This window comes from Bacillus sp. NSP9.1 (genome assembly GCF_000465465.2).
Classification (GTDB): Bacteria; Bacillota; Bacilli; order Bacillales; family Bacillaceae; genus Bacillus; species Bacillus sonorensis_A.
In genome coordinates this window covers 2,650,035-2,671,906 of the sequence record NZ_CP048273.1, presented here as the reverse complement: position 1 = coordinate 2,671,906, position 21,872 = coordinate 2,650,035, and the positions used below count along the sequence as shown (strand labels likewise).

The following is a 21,872-nucleotide window of genomic DNA, read 5'->3' as shown; positions in this document are numbered from 1 at the left end:
AGAAAGCGGTGCTTTTTGCGTGATCTATTCACCGACGTGAATCCAGACGCTTTTCACTTCGGTATAATTGTCCAAAGCATATGAACCCATTTCACGGCCTAGGCCCGACTGCTTATAACCGCCGAATGGGGAGGCCGCGTCAAAGGCGTTGTAGCAGTTGACCCAAACGGTACCCGCTTGAAGACGGTCGGCGATATAGTGGGCGTTTTTCAGGTTTTCCGTCCAAACTCCAGCAGCTAGCCCGTATTCCGTCCGGTTGGCGCGCTCGATTACTTCATCAACCGTCTCATACGGGATCGCCGCCAGGACAGGGCCGAATATTTCTTCTTTTGCAATGGCCATGTCGTCTTCGACGTTTGTAAACACGGTCGGAGAGACGAAATATCCCTGTTCATATGGGCATGTTCCGCCGGCTGCGATTTTCGCGCCTTCCTGGCGTCCTTTTTCGATGTAGGACAGCACCCGTTCGTGCTGCTCTTTGCTGACAAGCGGCCCCATTTGTGTATCTTCATGAAGTCCCGCTCCTTGGCGAAGAGACTTTGAATAAGAGACCATTTCGTCAACCACTTTGTCATATTGGTCTTTATGGATAAAGACGCGCGATCCGGCACAGCACACCTGGCCCTGATTAAACATGACACCGGTTAATGCTCCTGGAATCGCCTTCTTTAAATCGGCGTCAGGAAGGATGATGTTCGGCGATTTTCCGCCGAGCTCAAGGGTGACCCGTTTGACGGTTTTCGCCGCTTTCTCCATAATCTTTTTGCCGATTTCAGTCGAACCTGTAAAAGCCAGTTTGTCTACAAGCTCATGATCTGTCAGAGCTTCTCCCGCCGTTTCGCCGAAGCCCGGGATGATGTTGACAACACCTTTCGGAAATCCTGCTTTGTCGATCAGCTCCGCCAAATACAGAGCCGACAGCGGCGTCTGCTCGGCTGGTTTCAAGACAATCGTACATCCGGCGGCAAGGGCGGCGCCCATTTTCCACATCGCCATTAAGAGCGGGAAGTTCCACGGGATGATCTGTCCGACAACCCCGACCGGCTCATGGCGGGTATAGTTAAAATAAGGTCCGTTTACAGGAATGGTTTGTCCGGTTAATTTCGTTGCCCAGCCTGCATAATAACGCATATGTTCGATCGATAAAGGAATGTCCCCGGCAGTCGTTTCACTGATCGGTTTTCCGTTATCAAGCGTCTCAAGCTGAGCCAGCTCATTTTGATGTTCCTCCATCAGATCGGCTAGTTTGTACATGAGCCGACTTCTCTCGGCCGGATTCATCGTCCGCCATTCCCCGTGGTCAAAGGCTTCCCTTGCGGCTTTTACCGCTTTGTCGACATCTTCGGGACCTGCTTCATACAAGGTGGCGAGCGTTTCTCCCGTAGCCGGATTCGGGGTTTCAAACGTTTTGTTTGCAGCGCTGGCTACAAATTCCCCGTTAATGTACAGCTTCTTTGTTCCCTGCAAAAATGACTCCAGCTTCTTACTGACCTGCATCGTTAATGAACTCATGTTTGTTAAACAAACCTCCTTTAAAATTTTGGTCTGTCTGTGTTGAGTTTCTCTTGCTGCTGGTTTGTCTTCTGATTCGATCATTGCGCTGGCAAAAGAGGGATATATTTCTGATTTTGGAACCATACACCACTATTCTATAACAGAGATGGAAATGAAATCAATATTCATTTGCTCTCATCTAGTCACCCGACATTGCATTTCGGTCAAAAAACGCTACAATGGAGACATATACCGTTTTGAAAAGGGGACATCAACATGATTCATGAAAATTGGCAGAACAATCAAACGATCAAAAAAGTAAAGTGTGTACATACCGATGCAAAAAAATACATCGTCAACAGGGCGCTGACCGTCGGGACAATATATGAAGTCAAAAATGAGACGGATGAGTTTTTATTTATCATCGATAATACAAATAAAGTAGGCGGCTATTACAAAGACTACTTTGAAGAGGTAAAAGCCTGAATGATCATCCATCATAATAGATGATCACAAAAGGGTGAATCAATTGAGAAACAACGGTGCCGCACACTTCCCGATGACGAAAGCAATGTCGGAATCGGAAGGAATGGCTGTGACAGAAGAACAGATCAGAAGTCGAAAACCGTAAAAAGGCCCGCAGAAGGAGACATTCTTTCTGCGGTTTTTTTATTCTGAAGCAAACGCCTGAAAAAACGAATAAAAAGTTGAAACCTGAGCTCCCTGGTAAGCGTATTAATTGTTAGTAAAACCAAACATCGAGAGTTAAAGAAATGTAATCTGCTCGTAATTGTTTATCAAACAGGGTTATCGTATTCTTATTAGTACCGATAAGCATACTTTGCCTTGGGCATAAACATAAATTGTACATATAGAAAGAGGGGTTTTGATTGGGCGTTTTTTCAGCTAGTAAGACGGCAGACGGGAAAAGATTTGAACCGCTGCTTATTGAAGGAGAAAAAATTGAATCAGTATGCAGGTTAAGAATTGATCAAATTTGTTTTACCAACAAGCGGATTATTTTTTTTGATAATAAGCTGTTTTCTAAAAAGAAAGTCCGCGTCTTCCTTCCTTATAAATCCATTGAAGGCTTTGCGATCAGGGAAGTCAGCATGTTCAATCCCGACAGCTCTCTTTCGCTGATGACAAGCAGCAAAATTTTCGACCTCGAATTTACAAAAGATACAGACATGCTTGAAATTCAAGCGCTGTTATCCAAATACTTATGCGCTTAAAAAAGACAACAGGCCGCTTCATGCATCAAGCAGGAGCGGCTTGTTTTTTCGCCAAAACCATAATTGATCTCAATTTACTGATAAGGACCAGTGTCACAACGGAACATCTGTCGATCACTCAAAAACCTGCTTTGAGCCTCCAAAGAGTATATTTAGGCTGCCGCCACATGAACAACAGAAGCCGGCAGACGGAAAAGGTTTCTGAACATACACGCTCATAGAACGCGGAAACATTGACTGATTTAATGGGGACAGGCTGTGTTTGACATTTTTTTCAGCGGGAAAGGGCAAAGAAAGGAGGAGGATCACCATGCCATTGACAAAACAGCAAAAGGAGCATCTTTACCAGCAATTACTCGACTTAAAACAGACCATTTCCGGCGCGGAGAGAATCGATCGGCCGATGACTGAAGAAACGGGTGAGCTGTCAAACGGTGTGGACAATCATCAGGCTGATCATGCCGGTGTATATGTTGAACGGATGAGAGAGCAAACCTTTCAGCGGACAGACCGGAATGTATTAAAAGAAGTCGAAGACGCTCTCAAGCGGATGAAAGACGGCACGTACGGAATATGCGAAGCCACGGGCAAAGAAATACCTTATGAACGGCTAAAGGCTGTTCCATATGCAAGAAAGACCGTCAAGGCTCAAGCTGAAACAGAACAAAGAAAAGAAAGCGGAGAAGGGGATGATCGGCTATTTACACGGCAAATGAAGGATTTGACGAACAGCGACACAATCGGCCAAAAGCATTCATACACCTATAAACGGCTTGATCAAGAGCAAGATTCAAAATAAGCACCCGCACCCAGCAGGGTGTTTTTTTTGATTGAAAAACAGTTTGATAACAAGTGAAATAAGTTGACTTTCTATTCAAAAGAAAGTAACATACTATTTGTAAGTAAATAATAAAACGTTAGCACGGGAGGAAAATAAAATGTCAAAAGTATTATTTGTTAAAGCAAACGATCGTACAGCTGAAGAAGCCGTATCTGTGAAACTATATGATGCGTTTCTTAACAGCTATAAAGAAAATCATCCAAACGATGAAATTGTGGAGCTTGACCTTTACAAAGAAAACCCGCCGTACATGGGCAGAACCGCCATTAACGGCACATTTAAAGCAGGGAAAGGCATGGAATTAAACGAGGATGAAAAAGCGGCAGCTGCTGTTGCGGACCGTTATTTAGACGAGTTCGTCAAAGCCGATAAAGTTGTTTTTGCATTCCCATTGTGGAACTTCGCGGTGCCGGCTGTGCTGCACACATATGTTGACTACCTATCACGCGCTGGAGTGACGTTTACATACACTCCTGAAGGACCAAAAGGGCTGATGGGAGATAAGAAGGTTGCCCTGTTGAACGCAAGAGGCGGCTTCTATTCCGAAGGTCCGATGGCGGCTATGGAAATGTCTCTGAACTACATGAAAACCGTGATGGGCTTCTTCGGTGTTCAAGACCTGCATACTGTTGTCATCGAAGGGCACAACGCCGTTCCTGACGAAGCGCAAAAAATCATCGAAAACGGCCTGGCAGAAGCGAAAAAGCTTGCAGCCGAATTTTAAGAAAAATCCCCCTGTTTTTTAAACAGGGGGATTTTTTGATGATGCGGACTCATGCCGGCTGAGTAAATAATAAACGTAATCCGTCGCAGTTCCGGCGTGCCCCATTTGCCGCAACATTGAGGTAATGTTGCCTCTGTGATATGTCCCATGGTTGACGACATGATTCACAATTTCGCTGAAAGCCGTCGTCATCCGTCCGAATGCCGGATGTTCGATCGTCAAATCACAATTGAGATCGTCTAGGCTTGCAAAAAGTGTTTCATATCGGTGTGCCGTTTCATCGAAAAATGAGGCCAGCCCCTCGATGTCCTTTTCCAATAATTCATTCCTCAGCTGCATGGCCAATTCTTTTGCCTCTTCATAACGTCCTCCGGAAAGAATCTTCAACCACAGGGCGTCGGCGACACACATATGAACAACGACTTCTGCAATCGACGAAAAAACGTTCTCAATCTTGCGCGTAAAAAGCTCCTCAGGCAGACTTTTCAGATGATCAAACACTCTTTTGTTTGCCCATTTATGATAGTCAAAGTGCTTCAGCGTTTCATGTTCCAAACCATATCCTCCTCCTTTTCATTGCTATAATTCGTTCAGTGCTCTTTGTTTTCCTTTCTCAAAACATGATTTTTTATTTGAGCCGGTTATAGCTCTTTATAAAAGTATGAGATTTTAACGGACAGGGACTGATCGCCTCATTGGAATGAACAGTTGTGCGATTTTGATCAAAAGAAGTGTCCGGGCACCACTTGAACAAGATTTTTTAAAATGCCCTTCATCCCTGATTGCCAAGGGTTTAACGCCACTTTGACAGATAAAAATACCTTCTGCTATTATTTAAGTGCGACCAAAAATAATAGATAGCTAGAAAACTATAAGCATTATGAAGGTTTGAAAGATCGGATTGGCTCTCCTTACTACAGCAAAAAAGCTCAACGAATGTTTGAATGTGCCGAACAGTTGTGGTTTAGAAAAAGACTCGGAAATGGGCAAGTTAAAGCTGTATCAAGCCCATTTTTGTAAGGGGAGGTTGTGCCCTATGTGTGCCTGGCGGCGGTCTTTGAAAATCGCGTATCATAATAAATTAATCGTGGAAGAAACTAATCGGCAGTATCATTGCGCTTGGCTTTTTCTTACTCTGACCGTTCGAAATGTTGAAGGTGGAGAGCTTCGCCAGACAATTTCAGACATGATGAAAGGCTTTTATCGTTTGATGAAGTACAAACGAGTTGATACAGCTGTACTTGGCTATTTCAGAGCTTTGGAAATCACGAAAAATCATGAAGAGTATACATATCATCCACATTTTCATGTGTTGCTTCCGGTGAAAAAAGCTATTTCGGTAAAAATTATATCAATCAAGAAGAATGGACAACCCTATGGAAAAAGGCGATGAAACTTGATTACACGCCGATTGTACATATACAGCGGGTCAAAGGGAAAGCCAAGATCGATGCGGAGCAGATTGAAAGCGAAGTTCGTGAGGCAATGGAGGAGCAAAAGGCCGTGCTGGAGATTTCAAAATACCCGGTCAAGGATACAGACATTTTGTGCGGCAATAAGGTGACGGAGGATAATCTGGATACGGTTTATTATCTGGACGATGCGCTTTCGTCTCGGCGGCTCATCGGGTACGGTGGCATTCTGAAGGAGATACACAAAGAATTGAATCTTGAGGACGCGGAGGGCGGTGATCTGGTCAAGATTGATGAGGAAGACGATGAGGTGGCGAACGGCGCTTTTGAGGTCATGGCGTATTGGGGCATCCCGGCATCAAAAATTACATAATCAAATAAGAGAGCAGGCCACCCGGCCTGCTCTGCTTTTATACAATCCATAAAATGATTTCAGCGAGTGATTCTGCGGTTTTCTTAGGGACTCCGGCTTTTATTAAGGCTTTTACAAGAGCACCTTTTGATGCGCTGTTTAATCTTTCTGTGGCATATGCAATTTTGCGTGCATATTTGTCTACCAGTCTAGCTTTTGAAGGAGAGAGAGGTCTAATCGCCCATTTAAGCGCTTTTCCTCCGACTCTACATACCCATCCAAATGCTTTTATTGCTTTAAGAGAATGACCAATAACACCTGCAGTATGTACTTGTCCATTTAGGTTTAACTTGTTGTAAGTTTGAAATTCTTTAGTCTGTGATGCGAATTGGATAAATGCTTTTGAATCTTCTAAATCAGCGGGCTGTTGATGTGTTTCAATGTAATCTTCGAGTGAAGTTGGTAATGAAACAGCAGTTGTGGTTGTCGTTATTGCTTTTGTTGGTTGCTTCTGTTCTGCAGCTGAAGCGGACGATGCGAAACCACTAAATCCTGAAATGATAAGAGTGGCGACAGAAAGTGTTATTACACCTTGGGAAAATCTTTTTCTCTTAGTCTTCATTTTAAATCCCCCTGTTTTTTTGATATTTTTAACCAAGTAATATAATACCATAAAAAGAGAGGAATAGGTATAATGGGTAAAAAAAGTAAAGGGAAAAACTACTCTATTGGGGATCATATCTTTGCGGTTTTAGTTGTTTTTCTCATGTGTGCATTAATAGTTTCCTCCCCATTCTTAATATTTTTCGGAGTTTTCAAGTTGGTGGCTTTAGCTCCAGATGTGTCGATTAATACGACTGGCACTTTTAACTCAGTAATGATTTTGTTTAAATTTTTTGCTCTTACAGTGATAGTGGTAGGAATTGTAGACGTACTGTTTTCTCAGATTTTATTGAGAAAACGGGGTTTTTTGAATTACATTATTGAGGCTTTGCTTATGTTTTGTGTGTTTTACCTTTATGTATTGATTTATTCCATGAATTCTCAGGAGATTATTTTGAGGAATAACGGTGTGCTTTTGGTATCGGTGTTTTTGTTTATTTTGTATTTGATGATAAGCGTAGTGTATATAGTTTCAAAGTGGATGTATGAAACTGTGATGAAAAGTATACAGAAGAAAAATAACTAAGAGCAGGGAGAACGTGAGGGGAACGCAATGAGTGAAAAAAATATGAATCTATACATTGGTATTCGACAATGCTTGTGTTTCTAATAATAATTTTGAATAGTATTTTTATAAAAATTGAGGTTTTAACGGTTATTGCTGCGGTTGTATATATAGTGTTCATGGTGATTATTAGGAGCAGATGGAAGAAAGCTAACAAAGATTAAGCTCCTGAGGGGGCTTTTCTATTTCCAGAATTGCCACCACTTTTTTTCGCGGGCGGCAGCCAGCATTTTTTGAGTTTCCTGGGATTCGCGGAGGGATTTCATCAGTATTTCGTCTCTTTCCTGCTGCCGTTTCTCAAAAAGTCAATGCGTTCCAGCATCATTTTATTGAACTCTTCCTGTTGTTTGACAAATTAAAATAAGGCGTGCCTTTCATCGTTTTGTATCGGTGTATCGGGTTGCGATACGGTCAATTTTGACCGATACAGATGCGCTATGTGTTCGGCTGCTTTTTGGAGGGATTGGCCGTCCAATTTGTTCATGTTGTAGAGATACTCTATAGCGAATAAATCATCTTTGTTGTAGAGTCGCCATCCCTTGGTGTCGCGCTCGAAAAAATAGCCGTGAGACTCGAGCAACTTTGAATATTTGCGGACTGTGACGGTCTCTATGCCAAGGCGAGAGGAAACGTCCAGATAGAAGCCGTCAAGCGGCCGATTGTGATCTGAAAACAATCGATAAGAAAGAAGGGGTTCATAGGGGATGCGCCCGCATATTGTGGGGGAGAATGGCCGCCTGGTAAAAGGAAAAACCTGCCATAAGACAGGTTTTATTCTTTGTCGCGTTTTTTTGCAGGGGAAAACGGGTACACTTCTTCCGACGTCTCAGTTTGATAATTCATAGCACCGTTGTTTTCCCGTTTTTCGTTTGTGTTCTCATCTAAAATGTTAGCCGCCATATAGCGGTGGAAGAAAAACTCAAAAATCGTGACACCGATTGCTGAAATGATTGAAGCCAAGGCGAGTGAAGCATACGGCGGATTATCCTGCATGGCGAGAATCATCCAAATCAATATGAGGGAAAGACCGAAGTCCCCCATTGTCGCCGTTGTGTTGCCCGTTCTCGGGAGCAACAGCAGGTCCCCAAGCAAATAGGAGATAACACCCAAAAATAAGGTGAGAACAAACATATCTCCAAACGGAACACCAAAAAACAGGGTTAAAATGACGTATAAGAGAACAAGGCTGACAATAAACTTTACACACAATGCCCTTACATGTTTCATATCGTTTGATCACCTTTTTTAACTTTATTTTAAAGTGTTTCTGTTCTGTTGCTGTTTGTTGTTTTTTTGCTCCTGCTGAAATGCGCTTTCTGTTTCATGGTCATTTTTAAGCTGTTCGATGCTGCTGTTTTGAATGCCTTTCTTCTGCATGATTTCACCACCTTTTTCACTATATTGTGGGTGGCTTTTGATTTTTTATGCGGGAAACGTCAAAAAAAGAGGGAAGTTCAAGTTCCCTCTCATGTTCTTAAGCCGGCCGCATATGCCGGGCCCATTCCGGTCAACTTTGACAAAATCAGCGCCATTTCATGCGGTGTTTCCGCCATGCCGCTGATAAGCCACTCATGGAGGACGTTGACTTGAGCCCCGACGATATAAGAAATCAAATATTCTTCGGGAACAAGCGCTTCCGCCTTGATCGTCTTTTTCAGACGCTTCAAGTTTTCAGTTAAAACGGATTTGAATTTTAAAGGGAATGAGCCGGTGCCTTTTGGCCCTAATATCGCCTTTAAAAAAATCGCGTTTTCCTTAAAGTATTCAAAGATGTCCACCACAAACGGAAGGGGCTTATCAATGACAGGGCCTTTCAATACGCCCATTGAATGAATGGACTGTTTGGCAATTTCCCTGATTTCCTCGATGATTTCGTTTTCGCTCTGTTCCAATAAATCGTATTTGTCTTGATAATGTAAGTAAAATGTGCCCCTGTTGATATCCGCTTTTCGGGTGATATCCTTTACGGTCACCTCCTCGAAGGCTTTCTCTTCCATGAGCTCTGATAATGCATCCCTTATCATCCTTTTTGTCCTGTTAATTCTTCTGTCCGGCCGTTTTGCCATTTTGATCAGCCTTTCACCACGATATTTTCCTTAAAATCAACATTTTTTATTTTTTTGTTCAGTAATGAACACTTCCCATTTGATTGTGCATTGAGATTGCTTACGAATCAATTATAATGAACACAAAGAACATAAATCAACACCATGTTCATTATTATTGTTTCAGCAAAGGAGCTTTGACATGACATTACTAAAAGAAAAAATGGTTTTATTGGCCCCGTTTGTGGTGCTATTGGTGATTTTGATTTTTTCGCTCACATTGATTCCATCCGTCCATCCTGAGCCGAAAAACCTGCCGATCGCCATCGTAAATGAAGATCAGGGAGCGGAATTGCTGGGCCGGGGAAAACTGAATAGAGGAGCGGAGATCGCGCTCAACATTAAAAAAGAAACGTCAGGTGAAGATGCAGCAGTCAAGTGGATCGATGTCAAAAATGAAAAAAGCGCTCGGAACGGACTGAACGATCGAACGTATTATGCTGCACTCATCATTCCGAAAGACTTCAGCCAAAAACAGTCTTCACTACAAACAGCACATCCGGCTGGAGCCAAAGTGAAGATTTTGATCAATCAAGGGGCAAACACCATCGCCGCTAATGCAGCTGGACAAATGTTGAATCAACTCGTCGAACACATCAATCAACAAGTCAGAGAACAGCTGCTGACAACGCTTGAAAAGCGTGGTGCAGCCTTGAGCGCGGAACAGGCATCTCTACTGGCAGCGCCTATTGAAAAAGACATTGAAAATGTCAACAAGATTTCAGCGAACAGCGCTAATGGAAACGCGCCGGTGTCATTGGTTCAGCCGCTCTGGATGGCCAGTATAGCAGGAGCGCTGCTCATTTTTGCCAAGGTGAGGAAATTGCGGTTTTTCAAGCGGACAGAAGCGCTTTTTTCCCGGCTCCTTCAAGGATTGATCGGTGCGGTGCTTGCCGCCATCTGCGGCTATGGCCTTGTATGGATCGCAGGTGAGTGGGTGGGGATGAACATCCCGCAATTTCATGAGACGGCATTGTTTATCGCCCTCTGCTACTTCTCATTCTATTTAATGATTGCCGCTGTAACAGCGTGGGTGGGACTTTCCGGAGCCGGGATATTCGGCATTCTTTTCTTCTTTGGAACCCCGCTTTTGACGCTGGCTCCAGAAATGATGTCAGCCTTTTACCGCGACTGGGTCTACTCCTGGCTGCCGATGCGGTTTGCCTCAGAGGGGCTGCGCGATCTCCTCTTTTTTGACAAAGGCCTTGACATGAACCAGCCTGTTACAGTATTGCTGGCGATCGGAACCGTGAGCTTTTTGCTTCTGCTGGCAGCGGCTTTAAAGCCGCAAGCTGTGTCCAAGGAAGCTGAAGAAAAGATATCGTTTTAAGGAGGAGGCAGGATGAAAAAATATGTGCTTCATTTTCACGAAATCGATAAAGCCGATTTGCCTTACGCCGGGGGAAAAGGGGCAAATCTCGGGGAAATGACGAAAGCGGGTCTGCCCGTTCCCCCCGGGTTTTGCGTGTCCACATTTGCCTACCGAAAATTCATTCAAAACAACAAGGAAATCGATCGTTTGTTCGATCAGCTGGATTCGCTAAAAGCTGACGAGCTGGAGCGAACCCGTCTTTTAGGGAAACAGATTCGCGCGCACATGGGTGCCATGCCTGTACCTGAAGATATTCGCTCGGCGATTTTAACGGCCTTTGAGCAAACGGGCAGTGACAAAGCCTATGCCGTCCGCTCCAGTGCGACAGCAGAAGACTTGCCGACGGCGTCATTCGCCGGACAGCAGGACACCTTTCTGAATGTACGCGGACAGGATCAGCTTCTCAAGGCTGTTCAAAACTGCTGGGCTTCATTATTCACGGACAGGGCGATTACCTACCGGGTGAAAAACGGTTTTGATCACCGCAGCGTTTTTCTTGCCGTTGTCGTGCAAGAGATGGTATTTCCCGACGTCTCCGGCATCATGTTTACGGCTGATCCGATCACAGGCCGCCGCAAAACGATTTCTATCGATGCCAGCTTTGGCTTGGGGGAAGCGCTGGTGTCGGGCGTGGTGAGCGCCGACTTGTATCAAGTGCGCGAAGGGGAAATCATCAAAAAACAAATTTCAACAAAAGAGGCGGCGATCTGGTCGAAACCGGAAGGCGGCACTGTCACGAAAAAGCTTCCCCCGGAAAAACAAGCACTGCAGGCTTTGCCTGATGATCGCATTTGCGAGCTGGCAAAGCTGGGGCAAAAAATCGAAACGCATTACGGCATGGAGCAGGACGTTGAATGGGCTTTTAAGGGCGGCAGGTTTTACATTCTTCAAAGCCGGCCAATCACATCGTTATATCCGGTGCCGGCATTTTCGGATGATAGACTGCACGTCTTGATTAATTTCGGCTATATCCAAATGATGACCGATCCGATGAAGCCTCTGGGGATATCCGTCATCAGCCGCATTCCCGATTTTTTAAAGCAGAATCCAGCGGATCCATCCATTGTACACGAGGCGGGAGGAAGGGCCTTTGCCGATATAACCGGCGCTCTTTCCATAAAATTTGTGAGAAAACGGGTGCTGAAAGTCCTGAACGGCATGGATCAGCTGATGGCATCGGCTGTGTCGGAAGTCGTCAAGCGCGGACATGCCGACTATCCACCTGCAAGAGTAAGCGGCAAGTTCAAAGCAGCCAAACAATTGGCGCCGATCATGATACCGGTCGCTTTCAAAGCAGCCTGCAACCTGCTGATAAAAGATCCGGGAAAGGCTGAAAAGCGGGCCCGCTCGTTTATTGATCATACCGTTAAAGAAACGGAGGAAAAACTAAGCCGGACGTCCGGTGCAGAGACGATTCGCCTGATTCGGGGGGAGTTGGACAAGATGATTCCCGGGGTGGTTTTAAAAGTCGCAGTTTATGTGTTGACCGGAATGATTGCAGCCATCTTCCTTGAAAAAAAGCTGAAAAACAAAGTCGGTGATGAACAAAGTGCCGCTTTGTTAAGCAGATTGTATAAATCTTTGCCTCACAATGTGACGACCGAAATGGGGCTTGCGCTGGGGGATCTTTCTGATCAAGCGAGACGGCACCCCGAAGTGGTCCGTTATTTGCGAAAAGCCGACAGCAGCAATTTCGCCGGAGGATTGGAGAAGGTTGCCGGAGGTGCGGAGTTCAAACAAGCATTGGATCGCTTTCTTGAACAGTACGGGATGAGGTGTGTCGGTGAAATCGATATCACGAAAAGGAGATGGTCTGAAGACCCTGTCCAGCTCGCGCCATCGATCCTCAGCAACATCCAAACAGCCGCCGCAGGAGATCACAGGAAAAAGTTCAAGCAAGCCGAAAGAGAGGCCGAACAGGCGGGAAGGGAAATCATTTCACAATTTCGTTTTCTTGAAAAAAGACAAGCGGCGCGGCTTGTTCGTGTATATCGCAGTTTGATGGGGATGCGCGAACATCATAAGTTCGCATTGGTGAAGCTTCTATTTCTCTATAAAAAAGCTATTTTAAAAGAAGCCGGAAGCCTCGTCGAAAAAGGAGTCCTGACCTGTGAAGCCGATGTGTTTTATCTGACCATGGAAGAAATCATCACTTTGCTGGAAGACCGCGACATCGAATCTGTTCAAGCTCTATTAACAGAAAGAAAAAAACAGCACCAGCGAAATCAAAAGCTGAAATCTCCCCGTGTGATGACAAGTGAGGGAGAGGTCGTGACGGGAAAACTGCACAATCTGAAAAGCCCTGAAGGAGCACTTGCGGGCACCCCGGTATCCGCCGGCGTGATCGAAGGAAAAGCCAGGGTCATCACCAGACCGGAGGAGGCAAAGCTCAATCCCGGCGAAATTTTGGTCGCTCCATATACCGATCCCGGCTGGACGCCGCTTTTTACCTCAGCAGTCGGGCTGATTACCGAAGTCGGCGGAATGATGACTCATGGCTCAGTCGTTGCCAGGGAGTACGGAATTCCGGCTGTCGTTGGCATTGATAAAGCAACTGACATCATCAAAGATGGAGCGTATATCCGGGTGGATGGAACAAACGGCTTTGTGCAAATATTAGAAAAAGACGCTGGGAAATCATAAGGGGAGCCTTTCACAGGCACAAAAAAGCCGGCCTTCAATCAAAGGCCGGCGAATCCGTATTACCAGCTTGCTTTTTTCACGCCGGGAATCTGACCCTTATAGGCCAGTTCACGGAAGCAAATTCGGCAAAGCTTAAACTTGCGAATCACAGAATGAGGTCTGCCGCAGCGTTCACAACGTGTGTATTCGCGCACTTTAAATTTTTGATCTCGTTTTTGTTTGACGATCATTGCTGTTTTAGCCATTATATAACCCTCCTTAGCTTGTTTATATATATCAATAAAGGCATTTGATTTCTTGAAACAATCTATTTATTATAACAAATTTCTTTGGTTTTGTAAATAAATGCAAGGAGTCAGTAGTCGGTGCTAAAATGGTTCATTCCATTAAAAAAGACTCGTATTTGTCGTTTGACTGATCGGTTTTTACCATCTGCCGGATTGGCAGAGACTGATTGTGATGATTTGGATTGATGGGAAAATCAATGGTTTGCATCATTATTCCGCACCGAAAAACCTGTATACTAGAAGCCAAGAGAAAGGGGGGAAACAAACCTGGCTTGATTCGGCACTGTTCCACCTTTGTCTATTGAATTGACACTCTGTTTTACGAATGATGTGAGGAGCTCATAAACGAAAAGAAAACGCTTACTTGATAGTCTGCACTTCAGTTACGGCATCTTCTGTCTACACGGAAACGGCCGAGACGGAAAGTCAAAAGCCGAGTGCGGCTGCTGTCAACTTCAATGTTCTATGGGCTCCAGCCTCATGAAAGAATCCGTCGTTCAAAACGCGAATCGAAGCGGATTCGTCAAAATTTTTTTATGCCGCGGAACAACAAGATAAAGTCATGGTCTTTCATTTAAGTGATTGGAGCCAAATGGACCAATTAAAGCGATAGCGGCCTGAGGCAACGGGCTTTAAGAGGCTGGAAACGTTTCATAAGCTTTATCATTATGAAAAGCGTGCAGCCGGATGAGACTGCACGCTTATTTTGCTGATGACCTATTTTTGGCTCAGCGCTATTTTCAATCCGATCAATGCAAACAGCGACCCCTGCAGCAAATGAATCTTTCGCGACATGGCCGGCCTCCTGCGCAAAAACTCCCCGACTTTTTCCGCAAATATGCTGATCATGATAAAGATGACAAGCGCTTGAAGCAAAAATACAACTCCGTACACAAGCATTTGGATCACAGCGGAACCGGACCCTTCAACAATAAATTGCGGGAGGAAAGCGAGAAAAAATAATGAAACCTTTGGATTTAAGAGGTTCATGATCACACCTTTTCGATATAAGGACCCGCAGCTTAATGCGTCTTGGCGATCAATATCGAATCCTGAACGTTTTTCCCGAAAAGATTGATAAGCCAAAAACAATAAATAAGCGGCTCCGGCATATTTAACAAAAGCGAAGGCCAGGGCCGATTGATAAACAACCGCCGAAATTCCGGCGGCAGCTGCGGTTATATGGACGATCAAGCCTGTACAAAGCCCGCAGGCAGTTGAGATCCCCGCGTATTTTCCCTTTGAAATGCTTTGCGCCAACACAAACAGATTATCCGGTCCGGGCATCAGCGTCAAAAGCACAGCCGCTCCCAAAAAAGTAAAAATCGCTGCCGCATCCACCATTGTCAACTCCATTTCCATCTTTCTTTTTGTGTCATTATAGCATGGAACAACTTCAGAAAAAGGCGTGTTAATGAACGAATTTAGTTTTTTGTATTAGTACAAGTTTCTGCTGTCTATCATAGTTTAATAGTGAAGATAGAAACAAAAGGAAGGGAGAATTTATAAATGTATGATTGCAAAACGCGAGTAATGAAGCCAATTGTGCACCCTACAAACTATTGTGAGGACCATAGATTCTCTAAAACCATTGTTCCTCATATTCATCCGCAGCATACAAAAAAAGTGGACCATCACAAATATGAGCATGTTCACTACTATCCGCACACTTATTCAAGCTATCAAAAGGATTCGTACGACCACTCTTACTGTGGTAAACCTTGCTGCGATGGAAGGAAATATTGGTAAAAGGCATCTTGTATTAGCTGCCAAAAAGGCCATATAAGCGTCTTGGTCGCGCTTTTATGGCCGCTTTTTTCTGAATGGTATGATTGACCAGTTTACCGGCATCCCGACAAATTGTTTTGCAGCACAGCCCGTCCAAGCTTTTGCGTTTTTGACTGAAAAAGGCGCACTTCCACCCGTGTATTGTCAGTAAGATCAGAAGAGATTTCATCGAATTTGCCGACCCAAGGACTGCCGCCGACCCAGCTTGGCGTGTCTTCCTTCACTTGATACATCTTAAATTGCCAGCTGATGACGCCGGGGATCTGGGCGAACCCTACATATCGATCATAATCTCCAAAGGAAGATGGCTCCGGAAGCCAATCAGCATAAATACCAACGCTCTGCCGCTCTCTGACAGGACTTGCCGGCGTATCGCCATACGGCTTTTTCACTTTCGTGATCAAAGCTGTGCCTTTGGCATTTTGAATGCCTTGAACAGGATGAAGAACAACGCTGCACGGATAGGATATGGTTTGCGCCATCATCGTTTCCGGATGAAGGCATATGAGAGTGAGCCAGATCCCTAAACATTTCAATATTTTCAAGGGGAATCACCTCCGAATGATACCATATAGTGTACCCTGAAACATTTACGGAGATTCTTTGTTCGCCCATCGGCAGAGAGCAGGGGAACATTCACCTATGTTTGGCTGAACGAGTATCTTAATGATAAACAACTTTAATGGAGGAAATGACGTGGGATACTTTGTGAACGCAGAGCCGGGGGTCAAATTATATGCGGAGGATCTAAATCCTAAAGGCGGAAAGACGATTGTTTTTTTACATGGCTGGCCGTTGAGCCATAAACAGTTTGAGTATCAGTTCAAGGTTCTTCCCAGGATGGGTTATCGCTGCATAGGGATTGACTGGAGAGGGTTTGGCCAATCGGATAAGCCTTTTGACGGCTATCATTATAACCGTTTGGCCGATGACATCCATGCCGTAATCAGGTCTCTTCGATTAGACCGTTTCATACTCGTTGGCCATTCTACTGGCGGCGCCATCGCGATCCGCTATATGTCCCGATACAGCGGTGAAGGAGTATCAAAGCTTGTTCTGATCGACGCTGCGGCTCCTATAGGTTTTACAGCAGAGACTGCCGATCGATTGCTTAAGGAAGCGGCGCACGACCGGCCTAAGATGATGCGGGGCATAACCGAAACCTTTTTCTTTCAGTATATAACAGAACCGTTTTCTGACTGGTTTTTCAGGTTGGGTCTGGAGGCGGCGGGCTGGTCGACCGAGGCTGTCATCAATCTTCTGCGGGACGAGAATCTGTATGCCGACCTTTCCAAAATATCAGCTCCCACTTTAATCGTTCACGGCATACACGATAAAGTGATTCCATTTTCACAAGCTCAACAACTGAATCAAAACATAAGAAACTCACAGCTTATCCCGTTTCATTATAGCGGTCACGGTCTGTTCTGGGAGGAACGTGACAGGTTCAACCGAATATTGAGCCAATTTATTGATTTGCCTAGGCGCAGTGGCATTCAATCACAGGAAAACGGAGCCGGCTCTCGGAACGACTGGGAGCTTGTTTGATCATCAAGAAATATTCCGCTGCCAAAAAAGATTTGTTGACGAATGAAATCATTGGAATTAAAATTCAACTATTCAATCAATTTGCAAATTCAGGGACGAACATTTGCAGAAGAAGGAGTCTATAAATGACGGATTATTCGGATGAGTCAACAAGAAGTGACATCCATTCTCCAGAAAAACGAAAAGCATTATATCGACGGGTCTTAATAATTGTGAGTATTTCACAAATTTTCGGGGGAGCCGGCCTGGCAGCCGGAATTACGGTAGGCGCCCTTATGGCTCAACAGATGCTGGGGACTGATGCTTACGCAGGGGTGCCGTCCGCGTTATTGACGCTCGGGTCGGCGGGAGCGGCTTTTATTGTAGGGAGGCTGTCACAGCGGTATGGACGGCGCACCGGACTTGCAGCTGGTTTTATAACAGGCGGAATCGGTGCTGTTGGTGTTGTGCTTTCCGCAATGATAAACAGTGTTTTTCTATTATTTGCTTCACTCTTGATTTATGGCGCAGGTACAGCTGCGAATTTACAAGCCCGCTATGCCGGGACCGACTTGGCCAATCGAAAACAGCGTGCGACTGCCGTCAGCGTGACGATGGTGATGACGACGTTCGGGGCGGTTTCCGGTCCCAATTTGGTCGATATCATGGGGCGATTTGCTCTTTCGATCGGCGTGCCGCAACTTGCGGGGCCGTTTATTTTAGCAGCGGCAGCCTTTATCTTAGCAGGACTGATTCTTTTTATGATGCTGCGTCCTGACCCGCTGAAGATTGCAAGCCTTTTGGAAAAGGAGAATCAAACGGATGCTGAGTCAGCCGGTCAGCCTGTCAACAGAAAAGGAATTGCGATCGGTGCGACAGTGATGATTTTGACACAAATGGTGATGGTGGCTATCATGACGATGACGCCGGTCCATATGCAGCATCATGGACACAGCTTAAGGGAGGTAGGTGTTGTCATTGGTTTTCACATTGGGGCCATGTATCTCCCTTCGCTTTTCACCGGTATTCTCGTTGATAAAATCGGCCGAACGGCGATGAGTATTACTTCCGGCCTGACATTGCTAATGGCGGGAATAACTGCGGCGCTGGCGGATGATTCTATGATTCTATTAGTCACAGCTCTTTCTTTACTTGGATTGGGCTGGAATTTTGGCCTTATTAGCGGAACCGCACAGATTGTCGATTCGGCCGAACCTTCAACACGCGCTAAGATTCAAGGTTCATTGGATGTATTTGTAGCACTGGCAGGCGCTTCAGGCGGTGCGCTATCTGGAATGGTTGTCGCCAATTCCAGCTATGCAGGACTGTCCTTGGCCGGCGGATTTTTATCCCTTTTGCTGATCCCGGCCGTCATCTGGTCAAGAAAAGAAAAAAGATTACCCGTGCAAAAAGGGATGGAAAGCTAGATTTTTTAGTTTTTCGTTGAACCCGGCTCAGATTCGGGGATTCGTTATCAATAGAAAAGGCCTCGATTTCGAGGCCTTTTTACGCTATCAACAACATGGGGAGGGAGGATGGTAAAATCAATCAGAACATATGATGGAGGGACTGTCATATGTCTTCTCTTCAATTGTTTTTCTGACGATTGTTTGAGAGTGCAGAGATGAAAGCCGCATCTTCCTGCACTTCTCAAGCAGGCTTTCGAGCAAACTGATTAATACCCGCCATATCCGCCGCCAAACCAGGACGCACCGACGATAATCAAAAGAATGAACAGCACGACAATTAAAGCAAACCCTGCTCCGTATCCGTAGCCTCCGCTCATTTCGTTCACCTCCCTGTAGAGACATAGTATATCCTATGATCAACAAACGAGATTTGGTATAGATGATGGCTTTCTTTTGCAAAAATGGTTGGATAACCAAAACGAAAAACCGTACTCATTTGAAGACGAGAACGGTTTTTTAGACTGCAAGCTAAAAAAGTTGCTCAAAGTGCTGATAAGTGCCGATTTGCGCGTTGATGGAAGCATGCGGTGTATATCCTAAGCCCATCCTCTTGATCAATCGGCTGTACATCTCCTGTAAGGAAGCTTGTTGAAGCGCCATTTGAATGTGTGCATTCCGGACATGATTGTCTTTCATCAGCAGCGCCGAAAAGAAATTGTCGCCCGCCATGTTTTTGGCCGATGCCCGCGCTTCCAAAGCGATCGCATGATCATGGGCTGTTGCCGGTTCTCCCGTTTTTTTTCTGAAAGGATCATCAGATAAAGCATGTAAAGGGGTAACCTCAGGCGAATTTTGATTGTAAGGGTTGATCAGCTGCAGCATGACTTTGACATGCATTCGCATGACATTGATTTGCAGACCGATGATTTCTTTAAGCTCGGCGTTTGTCGCTCGAGAATAGTAGCCCTTTAATTTGTGGAGCATGCCTTTATGTGTCGACAAATGTTCCGCCATCAGCCCAAGGTCAACTGCCGGTAATATCATAAAACAGCCTCCTAAGAACGATAGGTATTGTAAAAAGAAAGCGACTGCTGCCAAGAAGGGCCCTTTTTTTGATCAAGGCCAGTTGTTTATATGGCTGTTCGGATCCGCATGACTTGGCATGTTCATGTGACTTGGCATGTTCATGTTCATATGATTCGGCATATTCATGTGGCTAGGCATATTCAAATTCACATCATGGTGACTCATGTCATTGTCGTGCATCCCCATGTAAAGCGCTTCGACACGTTTCACATGTTTAAAATGCTTCTGATAAAAATGCATGTGTTTGGCTGGATCGACATACTCATACCTTTTTGCGAGCAAACCGTACAGATTCGCTTTCATTAAATGATGCTTGAGCTCGCTTGACATTTTGTGTGGCATTTTTTCTATACCTCCTAAAGAGTTAGTCAGTATCAGCGTATGCCACCTGTTATGAGCCGTGCCTCCGCTGTTGCCTATCATACTAAAATGAAAATCAGAAGAAGGAGCTGTTAAAGAAGTTGTGAAACTTGCCGTTCGAGGGAGAAGTTTGAATGAACATCATTTTGTGGTTTCGATAAACCTTTGAGGAATCATTTCGAAGTAGAGGACGCTCTGAAAAAATTTCAAGTGAAAGTCCAGGATTTATTCCAAAAAATGATATGTAGAATTCATGAAAACATATTGTTGTCTCTTTTTTCTAGATCATCCGAAATGGTTTTACCCGATATGTTTCCATGTCAAAAAAGGCTCTTTTTAAAAAAGAGCCCTACAAACAATAACATGGGGAGGAGTGTCAATCCATCTCTTGGAGGAAACTGTCATAAGTTTTTTAAACTAGTGGTTTAAAAAGAGTGCAGGGGTAATCCGCCTGTAACAAGGATCCTCCCGCACTTCTCACAGGAAAAAGGTCTTTAATAAAAGCCGCCGCCGAAGCTGCCGGCTCCAACAATGATTAAGAGAATGAATAGAACAACGAGTAAAGCAAATCCTGATCCGAATCCATAACCACCACCCATATCGTTCACCTCCCTGAAGAGACATAGTTCATCCTATGCCATATCATTAAATCCGTATAGTTGATTGATTCAAATAATGAAAAATGGTGTAACAACCAATTCAAAACGCTGATTCAAAAGAACATTTTTTTGTGACTAATGAAATCACCAAATGCAAATCATAAACATGGATACTCCTTTTCATTTCAGGCCGGAAGGAGGAGGAAACATCATATCAACATCGATTAAGAACAGTTTTCTATTCATGACGATGCTTCTCTTTCTCACCGGGTGTTGGAGCAGTCATGATATTGAGGAACTCGGCCTCACATTTGCCATAGGCTTGGATAAGGGGAAGGAAACGGCCCTGGAAAAAAAGTTTGACAAAATGGGCGGTGACTATCCGAAGAAAGACCGGTTGACCATAACCTACCAATATGTCAATCAGCAGGCGGCCGGGGCCAAGTCCGATGGGGGAAGCGGCGACCAAAAGCCGTACATTAATATTGTTGAAACGGGGGATTCGTTTCAGCAAATCGGTGCTGAAGTAGCGCTCAGACGGGACAGGCCGGTCTTCAGCTCCCACTTAAAAGTGATTGTCATCGCCGCTGGTCTTCTTCAGACCTACTCAATGAAAGAACTGCTTGATCAATCTCTCAGGGATAATGAAATCAGACCGAGCACGCTTGTCCTCATCACAAGAGGCAGAGCAAGAGACACGCTTGAGCTTAAAGAAACAGGAGAAATGCCGGCGTTTCGTTTGCGCAAAATCGTTGAAAACGACTTTGAGGCGAGAAAAATTCTGCCGCCTGTTACCTTAGCTAAATTGCCGGGGATGATGAGAGCGGGAACCAGTTATTTATTGCAAAACGTCGTGGGCGCCAACGGTGAAATCAAATACGCGGGGGCCGTGGCGATCAGTGGAAAAACAAACAAGCTGCTCGGTTTTTTAGATGAAGAAGATTTAGGCCAACTGATGTGGATTAAAGGAAAGGGAATAGGCGGTTCAGTTAAAAGCCGAGATCCACAAACAAAAAAACTGACCGCATTTGCCGTAGAATCTATCAACAGTGAAATCAAACCAATTGTCAAAAGAGGCCGCCTATCATTTCAAGTCAATATTAAGTCAGAAGGCCGCCTTGCCGAAAACTGGAATACCCAAGAAGTCGCATTTAATCAAGCCTTTTTAAAAAAAGTGGAAAAAACTACGGCACAATCTGTCAAACATAAAGTCGAACAGATCACGGAAAAAATGAAGAAGGAATACAAAGCCGACCTTGCCGGCTTTGGCAACGAAGTGAGGATCAAATATCCCTACCTATGGGATAAGCTGAAGAAAAATTGGGATCAAACATTTATTGAAACGCCAATTCATTATCATGTCAACATAACGCTAAAAGAATATGGGTCCCAAGGGAAACTGTAGCTTTC

At 44.8% G+C, this 21,872-nt stretch carries 25 protein-coding genes and 1 pseudogene; 12 read left to right on the top strand and 14 right to left on the bottom strand.

The features are described from left to right. Positions 1–24: 24 nt before the first annotated feature. A complete protein-coding gene (locus M654_RS13805; protein WP_026587462.1) occupies positions 25–1,512 on the bottom strand; it encodes an aldehyde dehydrogenase family protein in 1,488 nt (495 codons plus the stop codon). Between the two features lie 258 nt (positions 1,513–1,770). On the opposite strand from M654_RS13805, the gene M654_RS13800 reads away from it, so the two are divergent. The 4 genes from M654_RS13800 to M654_RS13785 all read left to right on the top strand — a co-directional run bounded on the left by M654_RS13800 (position 1,771) and on the right by M654_RS13785 (position 4,294). Beyond that, on the top strand, positions 1,771–1,980 hold the full coding sequence (locus M654_RS13800) for a DUF6501 family protein (RefSeq protein WP_026587461.1): 210 nt from the start codon (positions 1,771–1,773) through the stop codon (positions 1,978–1,980). Between the two features lie 404 nt (positions 1,981–2,384). Beyond that, positions 2,385–2,729 (top strand): PH domain-containing protein, encoded by a 345-nt coding sequence (locus M654_RS13795; RefSeq protein ID WP_026587460.1) that lies wholly within the window; start codon positions 2,385–2,387, stop codon positions 2,727–2,729. Positions 2,730–3,039: 310 nt separating this feature from the next. Then, on the top strand, positions 3,040–3,528 hold the full coding sequence (locus tag M654_RS13790; RefSeq protein ID WP_026587459.1) for a TraR/DksA family transcriptional regulator: 489 nt from the start codon (positions 3,040–3,042) through the stop codon (positions 3,526–3,528). Between the two features lie 139 nt (positions 3,529–3,667). Beyond that, positions 3,668–4,294 (top strand): FMN-dependent NADH-azoreductase, encoded by a 627-nt coding sequence (locus M654_RS13785; protein ID WP_026587458.1) that lies wholly within the window; start codon positions 3,668–3,670, stop codon positions 4,292–4,294. A gap of 18 nt (positions 4,295–4,312) precedes the next feature. Here M654_RS13785 and M654_RS13780 read toward each other — a convergent pair whose 3' ends face one another. Further along, positions 4,313–4,849 carry a DinB family protein gene (locus tag M654_RS13780; RefSeq protein WP_026587457.1) on the bottom strand — a complete coding sequence of 179 codons (537 nt, stop codon included), beginning with the start codon at positions 4,847–4,849 and terminating at the stop codon, positions 4,313–4,315. Between the two features lie 318 nt (positions 4,850–5,167). Between M654_RS13780 and M654_RS13775 the strand changes: the two are divergent. Further along, positions 5,168–6,087: pseudogene (locus M654_RS13775) on the top strand (protein rep); the annotation flags it as partial. Positions 6,088–6,116: 29 nt separating this feature from the next. Here M654_RS13775 and M654_RS13770 read toward each other — a convergent pair. Then, positions 6,117–6,680 carry a hypothetical protein gene (locus M654_RS13770; protein ID WP_026587456.1) on the bottom strand — a complete coding sequence of 188 codons (564 nt, stop codon included), beginning with the start codon at positions 6,678–6,680 and terminating at the stop codon, positions 6,117–6,119. 72 nt (positions 6,681–6,752) lie between these two features. Between M654_RS13770 and M654_RS13765 the strand changes: the two genes are divergently transcribed. Then, positions 6,753–7,247 (top strand): hypothetical protein, encoded by a 495-nt coding sequence (locus M654_RS13765; protein ID WP_026587455.1) that lies wholly within the window; start codon positions 6,753–6,755, stop codon positions 7,245–7,247. Between the two features lie 221 nt (positions 7,248–7,468). Here the strand turns inward: M654_RS13765 and M654_RS24215 are convergent, their stop codons facing one another. The 4 genes from M654_RS24215 to M654_RS13745 form a co-directional block, all read right to left on the bottom strand. Further along, entirely contained in the window at positions 7,469–7,552 is an 84-nt protein-coding gene (locus M654_RS24215) for a DUF3967 domain-containing protein (protein ID WP_306292033.1), read from the bottom strand. 505 nt (positions 7,553–8,057) lie between these two features. Next, complete coding sequence (locus tag M654_RS13755; RefSeq protein WP_026587454.1) at positions 8,058–8,513, bottom strand: YndM family protein; 456 nt, start codon at positions 8,511–8,513, stop codon at positions 8,058–8,060. A gap of 24 nt (positions 8,514–8,537) precedes the next feature. After that, positions 8,538–8,663: a hypothetical protein gene (locus tag M654_RS13750; RefSeq protein ID WP_035428136.1), complete on the bottom strand. Its 126-nt coding sequence runs from the start codon at positions 8,661–8,663 to the stop codon at positions 8,538–8,540. An 89-nt stretch (positions 8,664–8,752) separates the two neighbouring features. Beyond that, positions 8,753–9,352 carry a TetR/AcrR family transcriptional regulator C-terminal domain-containing protein gene (locus tag M654_RS13745; protein ID WP_026587453.1) on the bottom strand — a complete coding sequence of 200 codons (600 nt, stop codon included), beginning with the start codon at positions 9,350–9,352 and terminating at the stop codon, positions 8,753–8,755. Positions 9,353–9,533: 181 nt separating this feature from the next. On the opposite strand from M654_RS13745, the gene M654_RS13740 reads away from it, so the two are divergent. Further along, positions 9,534–10,721, top strand: coding sequence for a YhgE/Pip domain-containing protein (locus M654_RS13740; RefSeq protein WP_026587452.1), 1,188 nt, complete (start codon positions 9,534–9,536; stop codon positions 10,719–10,721). Between the two features lie 12 nt (positions 10,722–10,733). Then, the gene (locus tag M654_RS13735) at positions 10,734–13,406 is read left to right on the top strand and encodes a phosphoenolpyruvate synthase (RefSeq protein ID WP_026587451.1); all 2,673 of its coding nucleotides are present in this window, start codon (positions 10,734–10,736) and stop codon (positions 13,404–13,406) included. A gap of 59 nt (positions 13,407–13,465) precedes the next feature. On the opposite strand, the gene M654_RS13730 is transcribed toward M654_RS13735, so the two are convergent. Both M654_RS13730 and M654_RS13725 read right to left on the bottom strand, forming a co-directional pair. Then, positions 13,466–13,651, bottom strand: coding sequence for a type Z 30S ribosomal protein S14 (locus M654_RS13730; RefSeq protein ID WP_026587450.1), 186 nt, complete (start codon positions 13,649–13,651; stop codon positions 13,466–13,468). 759 nt (positions 13,652–14,410) lie between these two features. Next, positions 14,411–15,034, bottom strand: coding sequence for a LysE family translocator (locus tag M654_RS13725; RefSeq protein WP_026587449.1), 624 nt, complete (start codon positions 15,032–15,034; stop codon positions 14,411–14,413). A gap of 168 nt (positions 15,035–15,202) precedes the next feature. On the opposite strand from M654_RS13725, the gene M654_RS13720 reads away from it, so the two are divergent. Next, a complete protein-coding gene (locus M654_RS13720) occupies positions 15,203–15,442 on the top strand; it encodes a CotD family spore coat protein (protein WP_077736627.1) in 240 nt (79 codons plus the stop codon). 92 nt (positions 15,443–15,534) lie between these two features. On the opposite strand, the gene M654_RS13715 is transcribed toward M654_RS13720, so the two are convergent. After that, complete coding sequence (locus tag M654_RS13715) at positions 15,535–16,026, bottom strand: YoqH family protein (protein WP_081692847.1); 492 nt, start codon at positions 16,024–16,026, stop codon at positions 15,535–15,537. Between the two features lie 151 nt (positions 16,027–16,177). Between M654_RS13715 and M654_RS13710 the strand changes: the two genes are divergently transcribed. Next, positions 16,178–17,029, top strand: a complete 852-nt coding sequence (locus tag M654_RS13710; RefSeq protein ID WP_201278476.1) for an alpha/beta fold hydrolase — start codon at positions 16,178–16,180, stop codon at positions 17,027–17,029. 125 nt (positions 17,030–17,154) lie between these two features. Next, positions 17,155–18,435 carry an MFS transporter gene (locus M654_RS13705; protein WP_026587447.1) on the top strand — a complete coding sequence of 427 codons (1,281 nt, stop codon included), beginning with the start codon at positions 17,155–17,157 and terminating at the stop codon, positions 18,433–18,435. 248 nt (positions 18,436–18,683) lie between these two features. Here M654_RS13705 and M654_RS13700 read toward each other — a convergent pair whose 3' ends face one another. The 4 genes from M654_RS13700 to M654_RS13685 all read right to left on the bottom strand — a co-directional run bounded on the left by M654_RS13700 (position 18,684) and on the right by M654_RS13685 (position 20,462). Continuing rightward, positions 18,684–18,794 carry a YjcZ family sporulation protein gene (locus M654_RS13700; RefSeq protein WP_077736631.1) on the bottom strand — a complete coding sequence of 37 codons (111 nt, stop codon included), beginning with the start codon at positions 18,792–18,794 and terminating at the stop codon, positions 18,684–18,686. Positions 18,795–18,945: 151 nt separating this feature from the next. Further along, a complete protein-coding gene (locus M654_RS13695; RefSeq protein ID WP_026587446.1) occupies positions 18,946–19,461 on the bottom strand; it encodes a hypothetical protein in 516 nt (171 codons plus the stop codon). A 72-nt stretch (positions 19,462–19,533) separates the two neighbouring features. After that, the gene (locus M654_RS13690) at positions 19,534–19,845 is read right to left on the bottom strand and encodes a hypothetical protein (protein WP_035428133.1); all 312 of its coding nucleotides are present in this window, start codon (positions 19,843–19,845) and stop codon (positions 19,534–19,536) included. Between the two features lie 512 nt (positions 19,846–20,357). Beyond that, positions 20,358–20,462: a YjcZ family sporulation protein gene (locus tag M654_RS13685; protein WP_077736634.1), complete on the bottom strand. Its 105-nt coding sequence runs from the start codon at positions 20,460–20,462 to the stop codon at positions 20,358–20,360. Between the two features lie 151 nt (positions 20,463–20,613). On the opposite strand from M654_RS13685, the gene M654_RS13680 reads away from it, so the two are divergent. Next, positions 20,614–21,867, top strand: a complete 1,254-nt coding sequence (locus M654_RS13680) for a Ger(x)C family spore germination protein (protein WP_442858851.1) — start codon at positions 20,614–20,616, stop codon at positions 21,865–21,867. Positions 21,868–21,872 lie beyond the last annotated feature (5 nt).

Coding starts and splice junctions, on each gene's coding strand:
- M654_RS13805 (WP_026587462.1), bottom strand. CDS start 1,512: ATGAGTTCATTAACGATGCAGGTCAGTAAGAAGCTGGAGTCATTTTTG.
- M654_RS13800 (WP_026587461.1), top strand. CDS start 1,771: ATGATTCATGAAAATTGGCAGAACAATCAAACGATCAAAAAAGTAAAG.
- M654_RS13790 (WP_026587459.1), top strand. CDS start 3,040: ATGCCATTGACAAAACAGCAAAAGGAGCATCTTTACCAGCAATTACTC.
- M654_RS13785 (WP_026587458.1), top strand. CDS start 3,668: ATGTCAAAAGTATTATTTGTTAAAGCAAACGATCGTACAGCTGAAGAA.
- M654_RS13770 (WP_026587456.1), bottom strand. CDS start 6,680: ATGAAGACTAAGAGAAAAAGATTTTCCCAAGGTGTAATAACACTTTCT.
- M654_RS13765 (WP_026587455.1), top strand. CDS start 6,753: ATGGGTAAAAAAAGTAAAGGGAAAAACTACTCTATTGGGGATCATATC.
- M654_RS24215 (WP_306292033.1), bottom strand. CDS start 7,552: ATGAAATCCCTCCGCGAATCCCAGGAAACTCAAAAAATGCTGGCTGCC.
- M654_RS13755 (WP_026587454.1), bottom strand. CDS start 8,513: ATGAAACATGTAAGGGCATTGTGTGTAAAGTTTATTGTCAGCCTTGTT.
- M654_RS13750 (WP_035428136.1), bottom strand. CDS start 8,663: ATGCAGAAGAAAGGCATTCAAAACAGCAGCATCGAACAGCTTAAAAAT.
- M654_RS13745 (WP_026587453.1), bottom strand. CDS start 9,352: ATGGCAAAACGGCCGGACAGAAGAATTAACAGGACAAAAAGGATGATA.
- M654_RS13740 (WP_026587452.1), top strand. CDS start 9,534: ATGACATTACTAAAAGAAAAAATGGTTTTATTGGCCCCGTTTGTGGTG.
- M654_RS13735 (WP_026587451.1), top strand. CDS start 10,734: ATGAAAAAATATGTGCTTCATTTTCACGAAATCGATAAAGCCGATTTG.
- M654_RS13730 (WP_026587450.1), bottom strand. CDS start 13,651: ATGGCTAAAACAGCAATGATCGTCAAACAAAAACGAGATCAAAAATTT.
- M654_RS13720 (WP_077736627.1), top strand. CDS start 15,203: ATGTATGATTGCAAAACGCGAGTAATGAAGCCAATTGTGCACCCTACA.
- M654_RS13705 (WP_026587447.1), top strand. CDS start 17,155: ATGACGGATTATTCGGATGAGTCAACAAGAAGTGACATCCATTCTCCA.
- M654_RS13700 (WP_077736631.1), bottom strand. CDS start 18,794: ATGAGCGGAGGCTACGGATACGGAGCAGGGTTTGCTTTAATTGTCGTG.
- M654_RS13695 (WP_026587446.1), bottom strand. CDS start 19,461: ATGATATTACCGGCAGTTGACCTTGGGCTGATGGCGGAACATTTGTCG.
- M654_RS13690 (WP_035428133.1), bottom strand. CDS start 19,845: ATGCCACACAAAATGTCAAGCGAGCTCAAGCATCATTTAATGAAAGCG.
- M654_RS13685 (WP_077736634.1), bottom strand. CDS start 20,462: ATGGGTGGTGGTTATGGATTCGGATCAGGATTTGCTTTACTCGTTGTT.
- M654_RS13680 (WP_442858851.1), top strand. CDS start 20,614: ATGCAAATCATAAACATGGATACTCCTTTTCATTTCAGGCCGGAAGGA.